14 protein-coding genes are annotated in these 24,228 nt (G+C 41.2%); 5 read left to right on the forward strand and 9 right to left on the reverse strand.

The features are described from left to right. Positions 1–279 precede the first annotated feature (279 nt). On the reverse strand, positions 280–1,866 hold the full coding sequence (locus tag HWQ38_RS14290) for a glycosyltransferase family 39 protein (RefSeq protein ID WP_292794580.1): 1,587 nt from the start codon (positions 1,864–1,866) through the stop codon (positions 280–282). Between the two features lie 737 nt (positions 1,867–2,603). Here HWQ38_RS14290 and HWQ38_RS14295 point away from each other — a divergent pair. Together HWQ38_RS14295 and HWQ38_RS14300 are read left to right on the forward strand one after the other, a co-directional pair. Further along, positions 2,604–4,715: a TIGR00300 family protein gene (locus HWQ38_RS14295; protein ID WP_292794581.1), complete on the forward strand. Its 2,112-nt coding sequence runs from the start codon at positions 2,604–2,606 to the stop codon at positions 4,713–4,715. Between the two features lie 106 nt (positions 4,716–4,821). Continuing rightward, positions 4,822–5,334 (forward strand): DUF2085 domain-containing protein, encoded by a 513-nt coding sequence (locus HWQ38_RS14300; protein ID WP_292794582.1) that lies wholly within the window; start codon positions 4,822–4,824, stop codon positions 5,332–5,334. 142 nt (positions 5,335–5,476) lie between these two features. On the opposite strand, the gene HWQ38_RS14305 is transcribed toward HWQ38_RS14300, so the two are convergent. The 8 genes from HWQ38_RS14305 to HWQ38_RS14340 all read right to left on the reverse strand — a co-directional run bounded on the left by HWQ38_RS14305 (position 5,477) and on the right by HWQ38_RS14340 (position 14,923). Then, positions 5,477–6,127 (reverse strand): hypothetical protein, encoded by a 651-nt coding sequence (locus HWQ38_RS14305; RefSeq protein ID WP_292794583.1) that lies wholly within the window; start codon positions 6,125–6,127, stop codon positions 5,477–5,479. Positions 6,128–6,346: 219 nt separating this feature from the next. After that, on the reverse strand, positions 6,347–7,630 hold the full coding sequence (locus HWQ38_RS14310; RefSeq protein WP_292794584.1) for a glycosyltransferase: 1,284 nt from the start codon (positions 7,628–7,630) through the stop codon (positions 6,347–6,349). A 410-nt stretch (positions 7,631–8,040) separates the two neighbouring features. Continuing rightward, on the reverse strand, positions 8,041–9,327 hold the full coding sequence (locus HWQ38_RS14315; RefSeq protein ID WP_292794585.1) for a glycosyltransferase family 2 protein: 1,287 nt from the start codon (positions 9,325–9,327) through the stop codon (positions 8,041–8,043). Between the two features lie 161 nt (positions 9,328–9,488). Next, entirely contained in the window at positions 9,489–9,956 is a 468-nt protein-coding gene (locus tag HWQ38_RS14320) for a DUF2141 domain-containing protein (RefSeq protein ID WP_292794586.1), read from the reverse strand. Between the two features lie 219 nt (positions 9,957–10,175). Next, positions 10,176–11,159, reverse strand: coding sequence for a glycosyltransferase family 2 protein (locus HWQ38_RS14325; protein WP_292794587.1), 984 nt, complete (start codon positions 11,157–11,159; stop codon positions 10,176–10,178). Positions 11,160–11,253: 94 nt separating this feature from the next. Next, positions 11,254–12,258, reverse strand: coding sequence for an NAD(P)-dependent oxidoreductase (locus tag HWQ38_RS14330; RefSeq protein WP_292794588.1), 1,005 nt, complete (start codon positions 12,256–12,258; stop codon positions 11,254–11,256). 234 nt (positions 12,259–12,492) lie between these two features. Then, positions 12,493–13,671: an ABC transporter permease DevC gene (gene devC / locus HWQ38_RS14335; protein WP_292794589.1), complete on the reverse strand. Its 1,179-nt coding sequence runs from the start codon at positions 13,669–13,671 to the stop codon at positions 12,493–12,495. 46 nt (positions 13,672–13,717) lie between these two features. Next, entirely contained in the window at positions 13,718–14,923 is a 1,206-nt protein-coding gene (locus HWQ38_RS14340; protein ID WP_292794591.1) for an ABC exporter membrane fusion protein, read from the reverse strand. Between the two features lie 1,419 nt (positions 14,924–16,342). On the opposite strand from HWQ38_RS14340, the gene HWQ38_RS14345 reads away from it, so the two are divergent. From HWQ38_RS14345 to HWQ38_RS14355, 3 genes are all read left to right on the forward strand, one after another. Next, complete coding sequence (locus HWQ38_RS14345; protein ID WP_292794592.1) at positions 16,343–16,561, forward strand: hypothetical protein; 219 nt, start codon at positions 16,343–16,345, stop codon at positions 16,559–16,561. A gap of 284 nt (positions 16,562–16,845) precedes the next feature. After that, a complete protein-coding gene (locus tag HWQ38_RS14350) occupies positions 16,846–22,269 on the forward strand; it encodes a type I polyketide synthase (protein WP_292794593.1) in 5,424 nt (1,807 codons plus the stop codon). Between the two features lie 143 nt (positions 22,270–22,412). Beyond that, positions 22,413–24,140, forward strand: coding sequence for an SDR family NAD(P)-dependent oxidoreductase (locus tag HWQ38_RS14355; RefSeq protein WP_292794595.1), 1,728 nt, complete (start codon positions 22,413–22,415; stop codon positions 24,138–24,140). Positions 24,141–24,228 lie beyond the last annotated feature (88 nt).

Raw genomic sequence — 24,228 nt, forward strand, 5'->3', positions numbered from 1 at the left:
ATTGACGCTCGCACCCAGCAAATATGGGCTTTATCCTCTTAAGTTGACACCAATGGGCAACTCCGTGCCCCTACAAGAAATCTATATGTATCAGGGTTTGTGTGAAATGGTATTAGAGGTTGTTTGAAAAGTGGTTGGCTGTGATTTTAGGCACTTATTGATCCCCCCTAGCCCCCCTTTTTAAGGGGGGAACCGGAATCAAAGTCCCCCAATTGATCGGGGGATTTAGGGGGATCTAGAACGTTTTGCTACTGATAAGAGGACTTTTTAAACATCCTCTTAAGTAGATTTTGTTATTTTCCAGATAAGGTCGTTTATCTGCTGTAACTTTGAGTTATAAATTTTCTCAATTCCAGCTTTTAATAAGTCGGAGGGATTGAACAAGAATATGTCAGTAAAACCATTAGTAATCTCTGGTAAATGATTTTTATCTACAATTTGAAATTTGACTTTTGGATCAACCAAGTAACCAAGCATTTGTATTGGTGGAAGTATATTATCAGTATCACTAATTAAAAGTGGTTTGTTTCCTTGACTAATAATGTTAGCAATTTTAGGATATTCTTGGTATTTTTCAGGTAATTTGTTCCACCAAATCTGGGCTTGAGACTGGATCAGACCAGATGTAACTCCGCTGATAATTACTATGAATGCTACAAGTGACCAGAGCTTTTTTTGCCAAACTTTAGTAGAAACAGACGTGATTTTGGTAGTAAATAGATAAGCAACAGCTAACTGTATACCTAAAACTGAGGGAAGTGTATATCGACTAGTAGCGTATCGCTTTTGAAAGACAAAATCCGCTATCAGTAGGGGAATCCCTACAGATCCAATTAAGGTTAAAACAAATAACCAAACTTCTTTAGAGCTTCTTCGATAGATAAAATAAATTGAGTAGACCATTAGAACTAAAATAATTAAAATAAAAGGGATTAATGCAATCTTAAGTTTTCCTGGGTCGCTAGGGCTAATACCTAAATCAAGAAAAGTCCGACTGAAAATCCCAGCCCACCTTGTAACTGAGCCAAATAATGTTTGTTTAGTATTTGTCCAATCTACTGCTTCTGGTTGAGGGTTAGTAATAATAATCCAAATCCAAGGTACAAAACTTATAAACCCTGCAAGCGATGATACCAGGTAATAAATCGATGTTTTACTCAATCGGAAGCGTTCGATTGCAATTAGATAAATTCCCTGTGCAAAAGCAACCAAGGTAAAAAATAGATGAGTATAAAACCCTAGTGATAATGTTATTGCATAAATGCACCAACTAATCTTTGTTTTAAGGCGCATGGCTCGCAGCAGTGCTAGGCTCGATATTAAAATGGTTACGATCCATAAACTATATGCTCTTGCTTCTTGGGCATACACGACATGAATAGGTGAAACGGCTACTAACGCGATCGCTACCCACCCGATTAGTGAAGACCCAAATAATTCTTTACATAGCCAATAAAGACAAGGAAAGGTCAGCAGACTCAGGAATGCCGAAAAACTTCTTGTCGCTGCTACAGAATTCCCAAACAATTCTACCCAAAACCGGGTGATCAAGATGTATAGCGGCAAAATCTGCGAGTCTTCTAAAATAACCCCTTTAATAGTATCAGCTGTGTTTTTTTCAGGATTGGGATACTGGTATTTATGCAACTCTTCTATGCTGATCAAATGACCATTACCTAACTGCTTTTTCATTTCTGACTGTGTATAGCCAGATATGCGTAATGATGAGAAAACTTCATCACCCCAATAAATCTTTTTGTCAATATTGACGAAGCGAAAAAATACACCTATTACTAATAGGATGATGATTAAAAAACGTAACCAAGATTTAGAAATAAGCCAGTTCTGCGACAATTGCTTTTTCATGCAGTTTTCAATCTCCTCAAAGCCTTTATAAACGGTGGTAAAATTTGATTCTGATTGCTCGCCAGAATCGTTTTTTAGCAGTCATTTGGGTTTCAATGTTACTTTAATACGTATTGCCACACGCTACAAGTATTTATTGAAAACTCTTGCCATCCAAAAATTACAGCTGCTATCCAACAATAATTGTAGGACTTACGCAAAAATATACCCTGTAGGGGCAATTCATGTAGCTTTAAGGGACTTCCAAGAAATAAATTACTACTACTTGTGGGGTGGGCGACACGAGAGCCCAGTAACCAAAGGCTCTCGTGTCGCCCACCCCACAATAAATAGTTGGATGTTTTTTTATTTGTCAGTCTCTTAGCTGACCGCAGGGTATTGCCCCTACCTAAAAATTATTCTTTTGGGCTATTGTTTGCGTAAGTCCTGGATTCAACACTGAAGTACTTTTAAGTATGGGGTTTCCCCTCTGCTATCTGCCCCCTACCTTTTCACCTCGAAGCTAAGAGTGGGGTGACTCAGCACTACTAAAACAGTCATGTCGGACAGTTCGATGTCATTTTGCCATCTTCTCTACTTATTGGCATCTTCCGTAATAGAATTAAGAACGAAGCCCTTGTAAAGCCTTCAACTATCAAAAGATAGAAGCTCTAGGAGCAGATTTTAGCAAATATCAGTAAATCGAAAATCTGTATTCAAAGTAAGCTTGTAGCACCTAAAACGCTTGTAAGATTTTTATGACTTCCCGTATTCGCTTTTTAATGTGTCCTCCTGACCACTACGATGTGGACTATGTGATTAATCCCTGGATGGAAGGGAATATTCACAAATCATCGCGCGATCGCGCCGTTCAACAGTGGCAAGGATTACACCAGATCCTTAAAGAACACGCAATTGTAGACTTAGTACCACCGGAAAAAGGCTGGCCTGATTTGGTTTTTACCGCCAACGCTGGGTTAGTACTAGGGAATAACGTCGTGCTCAGTCGCTTTTTACATAAAGAACGTCAGGGAGAGGAGCCTTTCTTCAAACAATGGTTTGAGGCAAATGGTTATACAGTCAATGAACTCCCCAAAGATTTGCCGTTTGAAGGAGCCGGGGACGCACTGCTGGATCGAGAAGGACGCTGGTTATGGGCAGGATACGGTTTCCGCTCGGAATTAGATTCTCACCCTTATCTAGCTAAATGGCTGGATATTGAGGTGCTTTCCCTACGACTCATAGATGAACGTTTCTATCACCTGGATACCTGTTTTTGTCCCCTAGCAAATGGCTATTTGCTATACTATCCCGGCGCTTTCGATTCCTACTCCAACCGCTTAATTGAGATGCGAGTCGCACCAGAAAAGCGCATCGCCATTGAAGAAGCCGATGCAGTCAACTTCGCTTGTAATACAGTGAATGTGGAGAGCATCGTGATCATGAACAAGGCGAGTGAGGCTTTAAAAACCCGCCTTGCAGATGCCGGTTTCCAAGTGCTGGAAACGCCACTTACGGAATTTCTCAAAGCTGGTGGCGCGGCTAAATGCTTAACTCTGCGGGTGACGGAACCAGTTAGAGATGAAATCCATGCTAATGTCTCGGTAGAAAGCCGCGTCATTCGGATGGAAGGACACTTGCTGGACGCTGGCTTAATTAACCACGCTTTGGATTTAATTATAGATACCGGGGGAAGCTTCCAAGTCCTGAATTTCAACTTGGGAGAACAGCGCCAAAGTACCTCAGCCGCCGAAGTGAAGGTATCAGCACCATCCCATGAGGTGATGGAAGAAATCATCTCACTGTTGATTGATTTGGGTGCTGTAGATTTACCGCATGATGAGCGAGATGCTAAACTGGAGCCTGTGATCCAAGCTGGTGTAGCGCCTGATGATTTCTACGTCAGTACGATTTATCCCACGGAAGTCCGCATTAATGGTGAGTGGGTGAAGGTGGAAAATCAACGCATGGATGGGGCGATCGCGATTACTCAAACTGCCAATGGCTTACTCGCTCGGTGTAAAATACTCCGCGATTTAGAAGTTGGCGAACAGGTAATTGTAGACGTGTTAGGTATCCGCACCATCCGCAAAACGGAATCGCGGGAACAACGCATTACCCAAGAATTTAGCTTTATGTCGGCGGGGGTTTCCAGCGAACGGCGCGTGGAATTGGTGGTTGAGCAAGTGGCTTGGGAATTGCGGAAAATCCGCGATGCTGGGGGTAAGGTAGTTGTCACGGCTGGGCCGGTGGTGATTCATACTGGTGGCGGCGAACACTTGGCACAACTAATTCGAGAAGGATATGTACAGGCGTTGCTGGGTGGTAATGCGATCGCAGTTCACGACATTGAGCAAAATATCATGGGCACTTCCTTGGGTGTAGACATGAAGCGGGGTGTCGCCGTCCGTGGTGGGCATCGCCATCACCTGAAGGTAATTAATACTATCCGTCGTTATGGCAGCATTCCGAAAGCTGTGGAGGCGGGGGCGTTTAAAAGTGGCGTGATGTATGAGTGTGTCCACAATAATATACCTTTTGTGCTTGCTGGATCGATTCGGGATGACGGGCCTTTACCTGATACCCAAATGGATTTGATTAAAGCACAGGAGGAATACGCTAAACACTTAGAAGGCACGGAGATGATTTTAATGCTATCATCAATGCTGCACTCGATTGGAGTCGGGAATATGACTCCGGCTGGAGTGAAAATGGTATGTGTGGATATTAATCCAGCTGTGGTGACTAAGTTAAGCGATCGCGGTTCTGTAGAATCAGTAGGTGTGGTGACGGATGTGGGTTTGTTCCTCAGTCTGTTGATTCAGCAGTTGGATAAGTTAACAAGTCCTTATGTTAATAAGGTAGGTTAAGAATACATAGACGTGAAACGGTGAGCCAGTCCGGTGGACGGGTTCCCCGGCATAAAGGAACTGGCGAACCCGTAGGGCTTCCCGCAGAGGACGCAGATAAAGGGAGATGACAAGAGTAGCTTTCAGTGAAGAATTGCAGGTTAATTGGGTCAGTTTGATTGCTGATTTTATGTTGGTGGGGATGGTTTTTGGCCCGCCAATTGCTCCCTTTCTGGCTGCGTCTGGGGTATCTTTGCTTGGGGAAATTGCGGACATCATTTATTTCATGGGTAATCATGTATGTCCGCAACCAACTATGGGGTTAGATTTAGCACCACCGTTTATGATGGTTGTGTGTATGCGTTGCTATGGCACTGTCACGGGTTTGCTGATTACTCGCCTGCTGTATGGGCTAACTGGTGGTAAGGGATTTTACTGGTTAAGTCAGTATGGCTGGAGTGGTGTGGCGATCGCAACTCTGCTGATGATGGCTTATCCTTTGGAATTGGCAGCACAGGTTTTTGGTTTGTGGAGTTTTAATAACTATCTAGTTACACCTTTTGGGTTGATTACGGGTTTGGCGTGGGGATTGTTTACTATGCCCATTTTGCACGGCTGGCGGGGTGCTAAACCGTATTGATTTACCGGACTGGAGGCTGATTTATCGTGAGTTCGATGAACCTCTCCCGGACAGCCTCCCTCTCCGAAACGGAAAGGGAGGAGCAACGAAAAATTAAGCTTTTTGCTCCCCTCTGTGCGTCGGAGAGGGGCTGGGGGAGAGGTCAAATAAGACTTGTCGAACTCACGTTATGTTTACGTTTGAGCCGTAAGCCTAAACTTAAAGCTGCAAAAGTTAATACACCCAATGCTAAATTAGGTTCGGGAACACTGCTAATAATAGACTTATTTTCGTTTGTAATCCCATTCCAGCTACCAAAGTCAGTTAAAAGCAATTGGTAGCTAAACACGCCATCTGAATCTCCAATAAGTTGCAGAGGTGTTGAAAATTTCAAGACAGTGCCATCGAGGCTGTATGGTACTGAACCCCGAATCTTACCCCAGCCTCCTGAATTTGGTTCCAATGGGCCAACTGAAAAAACATCACGTATCCTCACGTCACCTGCAACCGGAATTTCATCTCCGCGAATAATTGAGGAAAAGTTACTATAGATACGGGAGGCATTCACAATAGGCAATTCCCCATGCGGATCGATAAAGTATTGGAAAGAGTTGCTTTGCCTCTTGAATTTGTCAACTGTGAAAAAGTCTGGCACCTGATTAAAATTTATCGTGAATAACACTTCTTTAGTATCAAGATTTACTACGGCTGACTCTGATTCAACTAATAGTACTGCTTGCGCTATTTGCCCTGTGCCCAACGCAATAAAAGCTGCTCCAAAAATAGACACTGCGAATTTTTGTGCAAATTTCATAAAAATTACTTGATTAACCGTAGTATGACATCAAGATAATACAGCTATTAACGTATTAATTGAAAGTTATCAGAGTAATTTCACTGCAAATTTATTTTTTATTTTAGAGAATTTTTAATAAATATCATACTAGATGAGGATATTGAATACTAAGGAGTTCCTTGGCAGCGAATAATTAGCGATCGCTAGTACTCTAAATACTAGCGATCGCTGTATTTGTTATCGCTGTGGTTTTATACTGCGTGTACTTACCTTCACCTGCTGAGATCCTTCAACGATCTGGTAGAATTTGTCTTCTAATTTTTGCATACATGCCGACCAATCAAATTCGAGTATGGAGGGGCGAGCGTTTTTAGTCATATCTGCTTTCAAATCAGGATTTCCCAAAATCGCAATCACCTTTTGGGCGAAGTCTGTAGGATTGTTAGGTTGGGCAAGGAAGCCGTTACGCCCAGGAAATACCTGTTCTGAGGTTGAGGGTGCAACAACAGCAACTACAGGGGTTCCAGACGCTAATGCCTCGTTATTTGTAGTGCAGAAGTTCTCGGTAATGGAGGGGTTGATAAAAACATCCGCTCTAGCAAACCAACCCAAAAGTTCTGTGCCGTGAGACTCACCCCATACAGTAATACCCGATCCAAACTTTTGGGCACGCTGACGGATTTCTTTATCTAGGGGACCACTACCAACAATCACCAGATGGACATCAGGGATTTTGGCAGCAATGAGCGGAAATATATCAAGTAATTGGTTAACATTCTTTTCGGGGGTAATGCGTCCGACAAACAAAAGAGTCCGTCGGTTATCATTAGGAATGGGGTTGTAAGAAATGTTTCGCGGGTGAAATTTTTCGCAATCGATGCCTTGATAAGCGACGTATTCAGCGCGTTGGCATTTCAGTTCTTGGTATTTAGTGAGTTGTTCTTTAGAAGAGAAGTAATTGAAGTCATAAGACTCACTAAATTGCTTGACTAAAGTGGGAATGAGCGGACGAAACAAGCTAAAGAACCTATCTCCAAAGTAATATTTGATATACGCAACGATATCTGTATGGAAGAGTGATATTATTGGCGTTCTTGTTCGTTTTGCGTATTCAACGCCGATGGGACGACCATAACCTTGCAAGAAAAATGAGTATAAACCTCTCATTTGCGCCGCTTCTTCAACCACTATAATATCGGGTTTGAATTTCTCCAATAATTTGGTATCGCTCCAATGTCGATAGTGCAATGGTTGAGGAAGAGACTTATATAATATGAGTGGTTCTGTAGGGAATGCGTAAGCAGAGAAGTTGGGGAAAGACTGAATTTCATCTAAACCGGGCATGGGGCGATCGCCTACATTTTTGGGGTAGCGATCGTTAATTTGCGGATGGATTAGAAAAACCTCATGTCCTTGCTCTAGCAACCAACGAACCCGTTGGTGTACTGCAACGGAAACTCCAGTTAAGAAAGGAGCGTACAATCCTGTAAACAGTGCAATGCGAAGTTTTTGCTTAGTCATAGAAAAGGGAAGATTTTACGAAAATGGTGGTTTTTAATTGATGGTTTACGCAGCGAATGTTTTTTAAACATCCTGATTAGTTGGCTCACAAATTCCCCCTAATGCAGTTAAAATAAGAATTTACAAACTTTAAATTAGTCTAAGTTACCGATTGTGAAGCTGATGTTTATAAACCAGGTTTAAAATTTATCAAAACATCCAAAACCCTCATTCAAAATTCCCCTTAATATATTTATCTAAACCCTTGCCACTAATGCAAATACATTTTGCTAATCAACAAACAAAAACGTCTATTTTGACAAGAGTTATAGCTAATATTGTTCTACTAAATATAAGATAATATAATTGGAAGACTAGGGAATGTTTAGTGTAATAACTTTCATGCCCTAGTTCATATCTAGCAATTCAGTTCAAAGAGAAACCTTACTATCAATAGGCTGATCCAACCATTGATAAGGGCGATATTCCACTAGCCTGACATTCCAGGGGCCTTGAACCCGATAGCTGACACCCCGCCAAGTAACTGTTGAGATCCACAGGGATGATAGTATTGCGAACCCATAAACCCATTGTGTCAAGGGAATCGCAATTAACATTTTGATGATTGTAGCAGCTGATAATTTTGCGTAGACGTGCAACGGCTTGCCGATAGGCATCGCTTGGTTATTAGAGCGAACCACTCGCTGTATTTCTAATTCCAACACCAGCATTACCAAAAGTAATGAGACAGTATAGACTCCATAGCAGCTTAATAAGACAGTCGCAGCTTCCCATTTTGCCTCTAACAACGACTTTAGAATTAAGATGATGACTGTAGTAGGAAACAAAATGCTAGAAACAGCTTCACTAACTAAAGCCAACCAACGTGGATGATACAATCGAGAATACAGCATTAGACGCTTGAGATCGTCTATTAAGTTGAATAAATCAGTCTCTTCACGATTTACTATCAACAGCGAAGGCACAAACTTTACCTGCAACCCATGTTTTTTGAGGATGTTGTGCATCATAAAATCTTCGCCTAAAGCTTGTTCCCATTTATCTAGCAATTCTGTTTGGCGAAGCACTTCTGTTTTCACAGCCAAAGTCCCACCCCAAGGAATTTGGAAGAGAAACATTTGCACTACAGTAGCTACATTGCCTGCGTACCGCACTAAAGATCCCCAATACTTACCTGTAGGTACGTACCAACGATTACCTGTTGTTGCCCCCACTTTGGCATCCCCTAGAGGGCTGACTAATTCTCGCAGCCAATTCATATGTACTATAGTATCAGCATCTACTAGAGCAACCACTTTGTAAGAATCGTCCAACTCACGCACAGCTTGCACTAAAGAACTGCATTTTAGACTACAATTGTTTCGTACTATTCTCAAAGGGCTGATTTGAACGTTAGTCGCTTCTTGTTCTGTGATCGTTTCACTAGCAATTTTCCAAGCTGGATCTTCGTGACTATCAACGATCAACTTTAAATCATACTGTGGATAGTTTTGATTTAGGAGCGATCGCAAACATCTAGGCAAAAACGGATCGGCTCCGCGTAGGCAAAGAATCACTGCTGTTTTGGGCAACTGATCATCTGGTAATAACTTTTTTTTAGATGAGCGCAGATACCATATAAAGACAAGCGTTAAACACACCTGAATAACCACCCAACTCATCAAAGACTTAGACAGAAATGTGGCCAAATCTTCCATTAAATTTTTAATCTCCGGTAGAATCTCGGCTTGTTTATATGTAGGTGTCAGCTAAACCGTAATTCTGAAGAATTGGGCATTGGGCATAGATAGGTTATTCTCCTTGTCCCCCTTGTCCCCCTCATCTCCCTCATCCCCCCACTCCCCACTCCCCACTCCCTTTACGAATCAAGCGAATATTTGATGGTAATATTGACTGTTGTATTTTTGTTTACAACAAAACTGGCATCACGAAACTTTGGTGTACCTGTTTCTATGGACACAGTGGGATTTTTAGAAATCCCAAAACCTTCTTTAGGAATACCGAAAAAGTCTTTATTGAGTTTGCGATCGCCATTCTGATCATCAACCACGGCGACAGCATAAGTTCCAGGCTTCAAACCGAAAAATTCTTTTTTTACAGAACTTCCAGTAATCTTAACGCAGCCACTTTGATCTTCGCTATTACCACTCGTCGGAAATCCTCGTTCACTTGGATAAAGTCGCAAGCAAATCTCACCTTTTTGGTGATGTATTCCATTTACAACTACAGTAAGCGTTGCAGTTGGCTCGGCATTCACTGTTTTAGCAAAGCTGATGCTCACTAAAGTAGCAACTAAAACACGACACAATTGAGATACTTTCAACATAGTTTTGTAGTCAGAATAGGTGATTTTGGGGCTGATAAAAAGGGAGCATCTCAGTTTTGCAAAAATACCAGATGAGAAACAATATTCTTGCTCCCTCTCCTTACTCCTTAGTAAGGAGAGGGTTGGGGTGAGGTTTTACAAAACAAAACTTTTTACGAAAGTGAGATGCTGCCTGAGAAAAAGCTGCAACAGCAAACTTTTATTTCTGAACTAATTTATTCAAAATGTGATTTGCTGTTCTGGAATTGATGCTGGTTGCCAATTTTTCCAAAGTCCTTGCAGCACTCTTAGAAAATCTTTCAGCAAAAGATATTCTGTGCCTTTTAACTGCTGATGTAGACTTCGATGACAACACAGCCGCTCATTCAAACTCAGGGGACTACGCCATATAGAGAATACATACTCCCAGAGTATTCTCCAATGTGGCAATAAAATTTGTCCTTTCTTTGCTGAATCAAACCATACTGTATATGCGTAAAAATCAGGCAGCATACTCAATAATGTTTTTTGATTTTTGTCAGCAAACAACAAGTAATTGGGAAAGAACATACTCATTGATTGTTGCGGATGACTTCTGGCAAAAAACAGGTATTCAGGGATTTCATAAAACCTCCCAAGAATACCAAGTCTTAACAAGAGAATTCCATCTGCATTACCATAACCACCCATCGGCGGTATCATTCTCAAAGCACTGGTGCGAATTACCCCATAACATTGATAGCATAAATGCTTAGTCAGCAATTCGTGAAACCGCTCGTGTGGTTTTAGTGCATCTGCCTTGAGTTTGATATCGTAATTTTGGAGAAAATCCCCCTGTTCATCAATGAAATATACTTGGGAATGACACAAGATGATCGTCGGATCTTGGTCAAGCACCTCAATACACTTCTTGATAAAATCTGGAGCATGTAGATCATCATGGGCTGCCCATTTAAAGTACTCACCTGAAGACAATTCAAAGACACGATTGAAGTTGCGAGCGCAACCGATATTCTTTTGATTGCGGTAGTAACAGATACGTTTATCTTGTTCGGCATAAGCTCTACAAATTTCCTCAGTTTTATCTGTAGATGCATTATCTGAAATAATTATTTCAAAATCTTCAAAGGTTTGAGCCAAGAGTGAATCTATGGCTTCTTTGAGAAATTTTTCACCATTGTATACAGGTAATCCGATGCTCAAGCGTGGCTGATTGCTACTCATAGAAAACAAGTATTCAAAAAATCTGGGGATTATTTTATGCTTAATTGCAGCTAATTCTTAGGCAGATGCAACAATGATTACAAAAATCTGTGGACTATTTGATCAACTTTTGGATATCTGTTTTTTGCAGCCATTCATGTGTTAGCTGCATACCTGATTCTAGGTCAATTGTTGGTTTATAATTTAACAGGGTTTGTGCTTTGACAATAGAACAAGCATAGGGACGAGTCATAAAATCTATAGACTCTGGTAAGATATCAACTTTTTGGCGAAAAAGTTTTTGTCCTTGAACACGTAGCTTTAGAAACAACTTGATTTCATCTTTCGGTAATGAAAGGGGTGCTTGTAAACCTTCCATCGCTGCTAAACGCATGAAATACTCTTTCCACGAAGTTTCTTGTCCGTCGGTGATATTAAATATTTCACCGTAGGTTTCTTTTTCTATCGCCAGAAAGATGCCATCAATTAGGTTATCTATATATACATGATTGATTACTCCTTTACCATCGTTGGCATAGGCAAATAATTTTTGACGCATCATCAGAATTGGCCTGACTATCCAGGGAATACTTCCTGGGCCGTAAATATCTCCGGCTCGAATAACAATGATGCCAAAATCTGAGGGATTATTCAGTTCTAAGAGTGCTGTTTCTGCTTCTATTTTCGTTTGACAGTAGGGATTATTTTCGCCAGAGAGTGGCCCGGATTCTGTAACACTATTAGGATAATTGAAACCGTAAACCATCACACTGGATAGATGCACAAATGTTTTCACACCAGCCTGTTTAGCGGCTTTAGCAATGTTGACAGTACCGCCAACATTGACATCACGAAAATGCTTAATTGCACCAGCTTCTTCGGCAATTTGATATGTATGTAAAACGATGTCTACTCCCTGACAAGCTTTTTGGGCAATAGTAGCATCAGTGATACTACCAATAATTACCTCAACACCTAAATTCTGTAATTGTTTGTTTTGTTCTGTAGAACTTTGCAGTCCGCGAACCTTCATTCCTTGCGCTATGGCTAACTCGGCTGTACGTAATCCGACAAGTTCATCAATCCCGGTAATTAGGAGGGTTTTGTTTTTGAGGTTCATAAAGTAGGGGTTATACGAATTTGGGATTTTGGATTAAAAATCTGTTATCGGTGAAAGAATACCGAATATTTTTTATCTGATGCAGAGGTGCAGAGAGAAAAAATAGGTAATCTTAATAGAGCTTTGCATAAATTTATAGCGAATCGAATTGACAAACTCTACGTTTCAAAATCAATCCTGAGTTAGCCACTAATTAACGCAAAGCAACACTTTGAGTCCACAGGTAATTATTGCTTAGAAAATATCTCCCGGATCTGCGGAGCGGAGTTTGTTGATTGCAAGCGCTCCTGATGTGATACACATTAAAACTGCTGAAGTCAAAACAATCAGGGCATTATTAGTGGTCATAACTATTGGTAATTTAGTTGCTTGTTCTGCAAAACTATATAGCAAGATAGAAGTAAGAAATCCGGGAATATAACCTAAAATCGCCAAAATTAAAGCTTGCTGAAATACCACATTTAATAAATATCTATTGGCATAACCTATGGCTTTTAAAGTGGCATAAGCAACGAACTGTGTAGCAATATTGCTGTAAAGAATTTGATAAACAATAACTACCCCCACAACCGCAGCCATTGTCAACATCAAGTTAAGTATAAAACCAATGGGTGTTCTGACTGCCCAATATTTTTTTTCAAAATTGATAAAGCCTTGGCGTGTGAAAACTTGGACATCATTAGGCAAAGTTGCTTGCAAATTTTTCACTACTGTTTCTGCATTAGTACCAGGTTTGAGGGAAATCAAACCGATATCGATCATATCTGCCGGACGACTATTAGGATTTATCCTTAAGAAAGTTGAGTCACTAACAAGTAAATTTCCGTCTACCCCAAAGGAAGGTCCTAAGCTGAATAAACCACCAATTCTCACTCTATAACCAATTAATGAATTGAATGGAAATATTTCAATTGTTTGTGCAGTCTCTCCCGCATCAAATTTTTCCGCTATTGGGCCAAACTCTGGACGCGAAATCCGGTCAAAAAGCATGACATCGGGAATTTTGAGTTTATCTAAATTTTCCTCAACTTCTGGGATGTCCATCACAGGTTTGCCTGGATCGAAACCAATAACGTATATTGAATATTTCTCACCAGTTGCCGGATTTTTAAGTTTGGCAAATTGCAAATACATCGGGCTAACTGACTCTACGCCATTAAAACCCAGAGATTGGTATAAACGAGTCCGCGAAAAGCTTTGATTTGAGGTCAAAGATTTATATTGCGAACTAACTAAAAATAAATCTCCCTTGAGATGCTGATGCACTGCGGTTGCACTGGAATAAAGAGCATCTTGAAAACCAAGTTGCACAAACATTAGCAGCACAATAAAACCAATCCCGGCTACAGCTACTAGTAAACGAACTTTTTGCTGGGCTAGCTGTAGCCATCCTAAAGGAATTTTGAAAATCATGGATTTATTTGTTAGTTGTTATTAGTAATTGGTGATTGACTAATTACTAAATATGAATGGCAACATCTACCTGTAAGTTAGTGAAACGAGCCACTCGCTGACTATCTGCGGGATTATCAATAGAGATTTTTACCTCAATTATTCTGCGGTCTGTATCTGATCCAGGGTTGAGGCTGAATATATTTTGCTTGTCAACTTGCCAACCAATTTCTTTCACAGTTCCCTGTAATTTTCCAGTAAATGCAGTGCTGATAATGGTGGCTTTTTGTCCTACACGTACTTTTTGAACATCGGTTTGATACACCTCTGCAATCACATACATTTGAGATGTCTTACCTATTTCAGCAAATCCTCTGCTGGTGCTGATTACTTCTCCTGTTTTGGCATGAATTTTCAAAATTTTGCCATTTATGGGAGATTTGATGTAACTTAAATCTAAGTCGGCTTTTGCTTGTTGAACAGAAGTTGTGGCACTGTTGACTTCGGTTTGTGCTACTTGAACATCTACACTACGCACTTCACTAATACTCTTAAGTTGCGCTTGTGCTTGCTTGCGTTGTTCTTGGAATGTGTCTTCAGTCCGCTTGAGAGTGGCTTGGGCTTCTGTTAGTTGCTGTTGGGTCGTTTTTAGTTGCAAAGCTTTGGTATCTGCTATGGAAGCCGCGATCGCACCTTGTTTATATAATTGCTGATAGCGATCGTTTTCAGCTTGAGCATTGTCTACTTCCGCCTGGATGCGGTCAATTGTCGCCTGTTGGGTAGCAACGTCTCCTTTATATTGTGGCTCTAACCGGGCGATCGCAGCCTTTTGAGCATCGACATCTCCGGTTTTAGCCCCAGATTTCACCTGCGCTAGTTTAGCTTTGGCAACTTGCAATTGGTCTAAAGCCTGTTGCAAAGCTGTTCTAGAACGACCATAATTTTCTAGATACGCTAATAATTGCCCTGCTTTAACCGTATCTCCTTCTTTTACCAACAATTTGTCTACTCGCACCCCATTATTAGAAGCGGGAGCAGTCAAAGTAGTAACTTCGCCTTCTGGCTCCAAACGCCCCAAGGCAGTCACAGCAAGTTTCACAGGCGTAGCAGCCTTGGGAGGATTCGCTTGTGTCACAACTTTCGGTTTAGACCAAAACGGTGCCAAACTATAGAAAGTGATTAATCCGGCCGCTAAAGTCAGAGAAGTTGCTAAGATTATTCGCGATTGACCTACGGGTTTTCTGAATAATCGGCTTTCTTTATTTACTGCCATATTTCCATTCCAATTCTGCTTTTTTAGGGGATAGCCTGGTTATATTTAGTCGATTAGAATAGACTCATCCGCAAATTACCAAGAGGGCTTTTCCTCTAAGTTTTCTACCTTAATAAACTGGATGGATCTAAATTGGTTTTATATGAATTGTTGTACGCTTTTGCCGCCCAAAGTCGCTATTGTGGCGTGAAAATTAATGGTGTGTTACTTCAAAGCTTCCTAAGTTATATCCTAATTTGATATCTAATCCCGTAGCGTAAAATACAATAGCGCTAACCATAAAACTTAACTCTCAATCACAACGAAGCGCTAATAAAAATCAAATCAAAACTTGGATAAACTTGTCATTAAGTATGGCGTAAAAATAGAGTTTTGTCAAGCTATTTAATTTGCATAAGTCCTGATTCTCTCACTAAAATATTTAATTACAGTAAGATTAGAGACTGAATAATTTACTCATTACTAATCCCTTGTATAGAAATTGAATACCAACAAATAGTTAGTTATTAAGCAGATTTGATATTATTAACAGATTATGATTAGCAAGGTTGTGTGCTATAAGACATTCTTATAGCAATTCCCAGTAGGGGCAATACCCTGCGGTCAGCTAAAGCTACATGAATTTACCTACTTTTTACTCATTTAACCCATATTATGTTTAGCAAGCAACATACTAAAAATTAACATTTGCTTTATAAATAACCGCTTTCATTCTTAGCTTGACTTATATTTAAAAATAACTAGAAACTTTGACTCAATTATGATGTTTCTCTGAGAAAAAATACTTATGGTTATTCAATTTATCTATGTATTCATTGAATTGTTACTTACTAGACAACAGATTTGCATTGTTAACTTACAGCAATTTTCATTTAATTGAACCACATATATTGTAAAGAACATTGCTCATGGGTATGAATTTAAGTCCAAACCCTTTTCAAACCTCGTTTTTAGCATCTGGGTGGAAATGCTGCTCATTGGGCTGCTGCCGCGAGTAAGAGAGGCGGCAGCCCTAATGAGGGGCATTCCTAGTCGGAGACTAGGAACGAGGTAAATTTCTCACAGTTTTATTTAGTCACAAATTATACTTTTATGCTCGATTTTATTCAAAATTTACATCAGGAATGGTGGACGGCTATTTATGAAATAACTTTAAAGAAATGATTTAGTTTCTGTAAAGTATGTTAGTGTTTTTATTAATTCAATGCTTTAAAGTGGTTATACAAACTAGTTATTTAATTGAAATTTGGAAATTTAAAATAACTAAACCTAACTGCTATGTCATCACTTAGTCATCGTTTAATACTTTTTCAACTTGCATAAATTCGGATTAAATGCGGTGTCTTTTCTGTAACGAACTTGTCAACTTTCCTGGGTCGAATCCCATAAGATATATTATCCCGGACGTTGAAACTAGCTATGACATTGATTAAGATACAGAACGTTGTCATTAACATCAGCTATGTTGCTGTAGTTAGGCTAGATAATCAAACGGTTTCGGGTGAAAAAAACGTTTCTGTTCCCTTAGCTACTGCTCAGTTTCTATCGCTCCAGTGGGATACCATTGCTCAAAATCTCTACTATTACAAATGGATTGGATTCACTGGTCAAACAGCTATTACACTCCCAGATTATTAGACCCGTTTTAACAACGTCATTGACCTATTGCCACAATATCAAGAGTCTAACGTTGTCTAAGATTTTTCTGCGATGTCTACGACGGGCTAGGCCTACGCAGTGTGCCAAAATCGCCTATAAATCTCAGGCTTTATCAGGGCAGTATCTGTCGTGTGGTGTCGATTTTGAGAAAAGCATTTAGCGGAGATAGGATAGCTAGCTGCTTACAAAACAAGAGATTTTCATTATTTAGTAGGCAACAGAAATTACTGTAGCTACACAATCCACAGTACTCACTATGCCCTATGTCTGCTTATTCAATTGATACTGCCTTAGCGGAGTTAGAGAGCCTGATCAATAATTGCGAAAAGGCTGTAATTAGGTCTATAGAGGAAAAAAACATGAGGTCAGATAAATCAGTGTCAGTCAACAGAATTAACAGACAATTACAACACAATCCTATAGCCATTGTCGGTATGGCTTCTCTATTGCCGAAAGCCAGAAACTTGCACGAATACTGGCAAAATATAGTAAACAAAATTGACTGTATTACTGATGTTCCTTCGACTCACTGGAGCGTCGAGGATTATTACGATCCGAATCCCAGAACTACTGAAGATAAAACCTACTGCAAAAGAGGCGGGTTTCTTCCAGAGGTTGATTTTAACCCGATGGAATTCGGCATACCACCCAGCATTTTGGAAGTCACAGATGTATCGCAACTGTTGAGTTTAGTAGTTGCGAAAGAGGCGATGGAAGATGCAGGTTATGGCGAAAAACGTGAGTTTAGCCGCGAAACTGTTGGGGTAATCTTAGGCGTGGCGATGGCCAAGCAATTAGGAATGCCACTTTCTGCAAGATTGGAATATCCGATTTGGGAAAAAGTTCTCAAAAGCAGTGGTTTATCTGACGAAGATACCCAAAAAATCGTTGATAAAATCAAAAGCGCCTATGTGAAATGGGATGAGAACGCTTTCCCTGGAATGTTAGCTAATGTAGTCGCGGGTAGAATTGCCAATCGCCTAAATTTTGGCGGAATGAACTGTGTGGTAGATGCTGCTTGCGCTAGTTCTTTCGGTGCTTTAAAAATGGCAATTAGTGAGCTAGTTGAGCATCGTTCTGACATGATGCTGACTGGTGGTGTTGATACCGATAACACCATCATGGCTTACATATCATTTAGCAAAACACCGGCGGTTTCTCCGAGTGAGAATGTCAAACCTTTCGATGCTAAATCTGATGGGATGATGCTGGGTGAAGGTATCGGGATGATTGTACTCAAACGCCTGGAAGATGCTGAACGCGACAACGATAAAATCTATGCCGTAATCAAAGGTATTGGTACCTCCAGCGATGGGCGTTATAAGAGCATTTATGCTCCGCGCAAAGAAGGCCAAGTTAAAGCTTTAGAACGTGCTTATGAAGATGCCGGTTTCTCTCCCGCTACTGTTGGTTTGATGGAAGCACATGGCACCGGTACAATGGCTGGAGATCCGACGGAATTCGGATCTTTAAAAGACTTCTTTGGCGAACATGATCACAAAAAGCAACACATCGCTTTGGGTAGTGTAAAATCACAAATTGGACACACAAAAGCGGCTGCGGGTGCGGCGAGTTTGATTAAAACTGCTTTGGCTTTACATCACAAAGTATTACCACCGACAATTAACATCACTGAGCCGAACCCCAAACTCAATATTAAAAATTCGGCGTTTTATTTGAATACCGAAACTAGACCTTGGATTCGTGCTGAAGGGGAAGCACCAAGACGCGCCGGGGTGAGTTCTTTTGGCTTTGGCGGCACTAATTATCACGTCGTTTTGGAAGAATATGAAGCTGACCAGAACCACGCTTACCGCTTACATAGTGGTGCTAGTGAAGTGCTGTTGTTTGCTCCCACAGTAGACCAATTGTTGAGCAAATCTGAAGAGATTTTAGGTAAGTTGCGATCGCCTGAAGCACCTACACATTATGCAGAATTAATCAAGGAGTGCAAATCGCCGCAGATTCCCCTCTCTGCTGCCAGATTTGGGTTTGTCGCTGAGAATCTGGAAGAGGCTTGCAAGTTGTTGCAAACTAGCATTGACTGGCTGAAAAACAAAGGAACAGCAGCATCTTGGGAGCATCCCCAAGGGATTTATTACCGCGCCTCTGGTATGGAGTTGGGTGGAAAAGTTGTCTCTCTATTTTCTGGTCAAGGTTCGCAATACTTGGAGATGGGACGCGAACTGGTGATGAATTTTCCTTTGATGCGGCGTCTTCATGGCTATATGGATAGTCTGTTAATCAAAGATAATTTACAGCCGCTTTCAGAGATCGTTTTTCCTCATACTGTGTTTGAGGAAGCAGAAAAAAATGCCCAAGTTGCTGCTTTACAACGCACAGAATACGCTCAACCAGCCATCGGGGTATTGAGTGCAGGGATGTACAGCATACTGCAACAAGCTGGGTTTAAGTCAGATTTTGTGGCGGGTCATAGCTTCGGGGAACTGACAGCTTTGTGGGCTGCGGGGGTTTTGAGTACGGAAGATTACTTGTTTCTGGTGAAAGCTAGGGGTCAAGCAATGGCTGCACCGGAAGACCCGGATCATGATGCGGGTAGTATGTTGGCTGTCAAAGAAGACATCAGCAAAGTGGAAGCAGTACTGAAACATTTTCCGCAAGTTGCGATCGCTAATCAAAATTCTCCGACTCAATTTGTCTTGGCTGGCCCTACCGCAGAAATAGCGAGAGTCAGAGAGGCTTTACACGAGAAAGGATATACAGCTGTATTATTGCCTGTATCAGCAGCTTTCCATACACCGCTAATCGCCTTTGCTCAAAAATCCTTTGCGATCGCTACTAAGTCTGTCAAGTTCCAAAGTCCGAAAATCCCTGTTTACAGCAACGTCACCAGCAAGCAATATCCCAACGAACCCCAAGGTATTCAAAAAATCCTGGAAACGCACCTTTCCAACTCAGTGCTGTTTAAACAGGAAATTGAAAATATCTATGCAGCCGGTGGTACTTGCTTTGTGGAATTTGGGCCGAGGAGAATTCTCACCAACTTGGTAAAAGATATCCTTGGCGATCGCCCACACATTACCGTATCTTTAAACCCCAGCACTCAAAAGAATAGCGATCGCTCTTTACGAGAAGCGGTTGTGCAGTTGCGGGTAATTGGTTTGGCTTTGAATAATCTCGATCCTTACCAACTTCCCCAAACTATACCGCCAATTGAGACGAAGAAGACATTAAATGTACGTTTGAACGGCATCAACTACAGATCCGAAAAAACGAAAAATGCCTTCGCTCTAGCTTTGCAGGATGGGCATAAAGTCACATTACCTACCCCTGAATCTTCTGATGCGGCTCCTTTGTTTACCAGCCCAGGTGTAACTCCAACTCTTGCAGTTAGAGAGACTAACGGACATAAAAAAACACCTGTGATCGCTAACAGTATGACTGCTAATATCATCACCCAAACAGAGCAACAAATGAATCCTGTTACCCTGTCACAACCAGCCCAGGAATCTAAGATGCAACCAACACCAGAAAAACTTACAAATTACCAACAACTTTTAGAAAGTTTAGAATATCTGCTGACACAGTTCCAGGAAAATCAAGCCGAGAATTTACAAGTTCACGGTACTTATCTCAACCATCAAATGGAATACGCCAAAGCGTTTTTTCAACTGATGCAACAGCAGAATTCTTTGTTGAGTGAAAGTAAATCAACAGAGGAAACTGCCAAAATGAAGCTAGTTGTGATGGAAAGCTTAGAGCGCAGCATGATGCAGTTTCACTCCCAACAAGGTGAAACCCTACGCATCCATGAGCAATATCTTCAAGAGCAGTTGGAATATACCAAAAACTTCTTCCAACTCATACAGCAAGAATATTCTCAAATCATCTCTGGTGAGGGAGCAACTCAACTAACAGAGAAACTAAATGAGGTACGCCATCATTTCACCACAGAAACAACTGTTACTGATGCACCAGTACCGCCCACTACCAAGATAGTAGAAAGCCAACCTTTACCTGTAACTGAGCCAGTTGCTAAAAATGGCTTAAATGCTACTCAAGCACCTCTGGCGGCTGCTGTAGAGCCTGTGGTTGAAACTCCTGTATCTCCAGAGACGCGATCAATCGAGACGCGATCAATCGCGTCTCTACTTCCCACTCCGCACTTCGCCACAGTAGAGCCTGTAGTCGCGCCACCTGTCCCAGTAGTAGAACCTCAAACCGAGCTTGTAGTCAAAATTAGCTCACCTCCAGCCAATGAAGTTATCGCAGAACCAGCACCCACAACTGCTGCACCTGTATCTGGCGCAACCATCGATATTGTTGACTTAGATAAAAACCTGTTAGCCATCACCAGCGACAAGACGGGCTACCCAGTCGAGATGCTGGAAATGGACATGGACATGGAGGCGGACTTAGGGATTGACTCGATTAAACGGGTAGAAATCCTGGGGGCGCTACAGGAAATGTACCCCAACCTACCCAAACCCAATTTAGAAGAACTCGCAGAAAAGCGCACCATCGGTCAAGTTGTAGAGTATCTGCAATCCCATACTTCCAAAAACATTTCTGTAGAAATTGCAGTTCACGAAGTACAACAACCAACTGAGATTTCAATAGAGACTGCACCGGTAGTTGAGGTAATTACTTCACCTGAAGCAAGCGTAGTTGTCGCATTCAACCTAGAACCAGAACCTGCTACAAGTGATGAATTTGCAGACTTAGGTCAAACCCTGTTAGCAATCACCAGTGATAAGACGGGCTACCCAGTGGAGATGCTGGAACTAGAAATGGACATGGAAGCCGACTTGGGGATTGACTCCATCAAACGGGTAGAAATACTAGGGGCGATGCAAGAAATGTACCCCAACTTACCTAAGCCAAACATTGAAGAACTCGGAGAACTCCGCACCATCGGTCAAATAGTTGATTACCTACAGCAGTTGGCTGGAGGTGAAAAAAAAAAGTCTGAGCCTGAGTTTGTCCAACAACCACCCGAATTAGAGCATAACATTCAGCGCCATCCGGTCAAACTCAGAAGCTTACCACAGCCCGATTATTTGGATTTCACGTTACCAGAGGGACACATCGGTTTAATTACCGATGATGGTTCCCTCACCACTTATAAATTAACTGAATCCCTAATTGAGAAAGGCTGGAAAGTAGTAGTTATCAGCTTCCCCCAATCGCTGATCGCCCAGCAAGCGCCTTTACCCACAGGAGTAACCCGCGTCACCTTAGCAAACTTGAGTGAAGAACATCTCCAACAACAATTGCAAGCGATCGCATCTCACTGCGGAACGATTGGGGCTTTCATCCATCTACATCCGATGTTTGTAGCAAATCACACCGGGAGTATTTCTTATAACGAATCAGAAAAGGCGATCGTCAAGCACGTATTTTTGATGGCGAAACACCTCAAACCCTCCCTCAATGAAGCCGCACGTCATGGACGTAGTTGTTTCTGTACAGTTGCTCATCTCGATGGCGCTTTTGGGTTAGAGTACAAAGTCAACTTCGGTGCGATCGGTGCTGGTTTGTTCGGGTTAACCAAAACTCTGAGATGGGAATGGCCTAAAGTGTTTACTCGTGCGATCGATCTAAGTCCCAGACTTGACGCCAAACAGTCAGTACAAAACATCATTGCCGAGCTTCACGACCCCAATCTTTATATTAGTGAAGTTGGCTACGGCTCACAAGGACGAGTCACTTTAATTGCTGATTAATCTCCTTTTTCTACGCTCTCTGCGCCTCTGCGGTTCGTTTAAAAAAACCGCAGAGGAGACAAAGAAAGAAATAGAAAACAACTTGTAACCAGCTTTCTAAAGCATCTCTTAATTACGAATTACGAATTAATATCAGAGGATTTATGACCCAAACAGCCCAGCTTAGTCCATCATCTGTCTTTGTCGTGAGCGGCGGTGCAAAAGGGATTACGGCTGAGTGTACTATCAAATTAGCACAGCAGCAACCCTGCAAATTTATCCTCCTCGGTCGCTCTGAACTATTAGAAACCGAACCAGATTTTGCTCAAAATTGTGATGAATCCGCATTGAAAAAATGCATCATGGAAAATCTTCTTTCTCAAGGAGAGAAGCCCACACCCATGAACGTGCAAAAGATATATAACAAAATTACCTCCAGCCGCGAAATTAAAAAGACTCTAGCAGCAATTCAAAAAACAGGATCCAAAGCAGAATATATCAGTGTTGATGTTACAGATACACAGGCTTTACGGCAAAAACTTGCCACTTCTGTACAACGTATGGGCCAAATTACAGGCATCATACATGGTGCTGGTAATTTAGCAGATAAGTTAATTGAAAAGAAAACAGAACAGGATTTTGAAAAAGTTTACACCGCCAAAGTGCAAGGATTAGAAAATTTACTTACTTGCATTAACCCTAGTCAACTTCAGCATTTAGTTTTGTTTTCTTCTGTAACAGGTTTTCATGGAAATATTGGACAGTCTGATTATGCGATCGCTAATGAAATTCTAAATAAATCAGCCCATCTAATCAAGCAAAACTATCCCTCATGCCATGTGGTTGCTATTAATTGGGGAGCTTGGGATAGTGGTATGGTAACACCGGAATTAAAGAAAGTTTTTCAAGAGCGAAAAATTGAAATAATTCCGATTGCAGCTGGAGCACAAATGCTCGTTAAAGAAATAAATAGCGTCAATCATGCAACTGCACAAGTTGTGATTGGTAGCACACTAGTTCCACAGGCTACAGAGTTAGATTCAGAACTACGAACCTATCGTATCCGTCGCCAAATGACATTGGAGGCTAATCCATTTTTACACGATCATACTATTGCTGGTTCTCCAGTTTTACCAGCAACTTGTGCAATGACATGGATGATCAATACCTGTGAACAACTTTATCCAGGTTACAAATTGTTCCATCACCAAAATTTTAAAATTTTGAAGGGGATTACTTTCAATGAATCCTTAGCAAAGGAACATATTTTAGAAATAGAAGAAATTTCCAAGGTTAGCTTTAAAAATATCGAAGTTAAAGCAACAATCTTGAGTAAAAACCCAGAAGGAAAAATTCATTATCATTTTAGCGCTCAACTCAATCTCCAGCAAAAAATCCCCATTGCTCGCCCTTATGAATCAATTAATCTTGAAGAAGATAACATCATCACCACTAGAGGAAAAGCTTTTTACCAAAATGGAGGGGCTACATTATTTCATGGCCCTGCTTTTCAGGAACTCACAAAAGTCTTAAACATCAGCCCTGAAAAAATCACTACAGAATGTCTTTGGCAAGAAATTAGCGACAGGCAACAAGGACAATTTCCAGTGCAATGGATCAATCCTTATACGATTGACTTGAGTATGCACGCGTTATGGATTTGGACACAGCACTTTCATCAAGAAGCTTGTTTACCTGGTAGGGTGGAAAAATATGAACAGTTTGTAGCTACACCACATAACAAACCTTTTTACGTTTCGTGTGAAGTGAAAGTGAAAACAGCAACTAGTGTAATTGCTGACTTTATCATACATGACCGTCAAGGACAAATATATTCGCGTATGCTCGGTGCCCACGCTATCATTTGGTCAATGAAATCACTCCGAAGTTAGTAATAAATTCTTCTTTCTGCCTTTGCGCGGCAGTCGCTTCTCCCTACAGCCCTTTGGGCATCCTACGGCAGGCGCTAGCCTCTCCCTT

The organism is Nostoc sp. NMS7, assembly GCF_017115085.1.
GTDB lineage: Bacteria > Cyanobacteriota > Cyanobacteriia > Cyanobacteriales > Nostocaceae > Nostoc.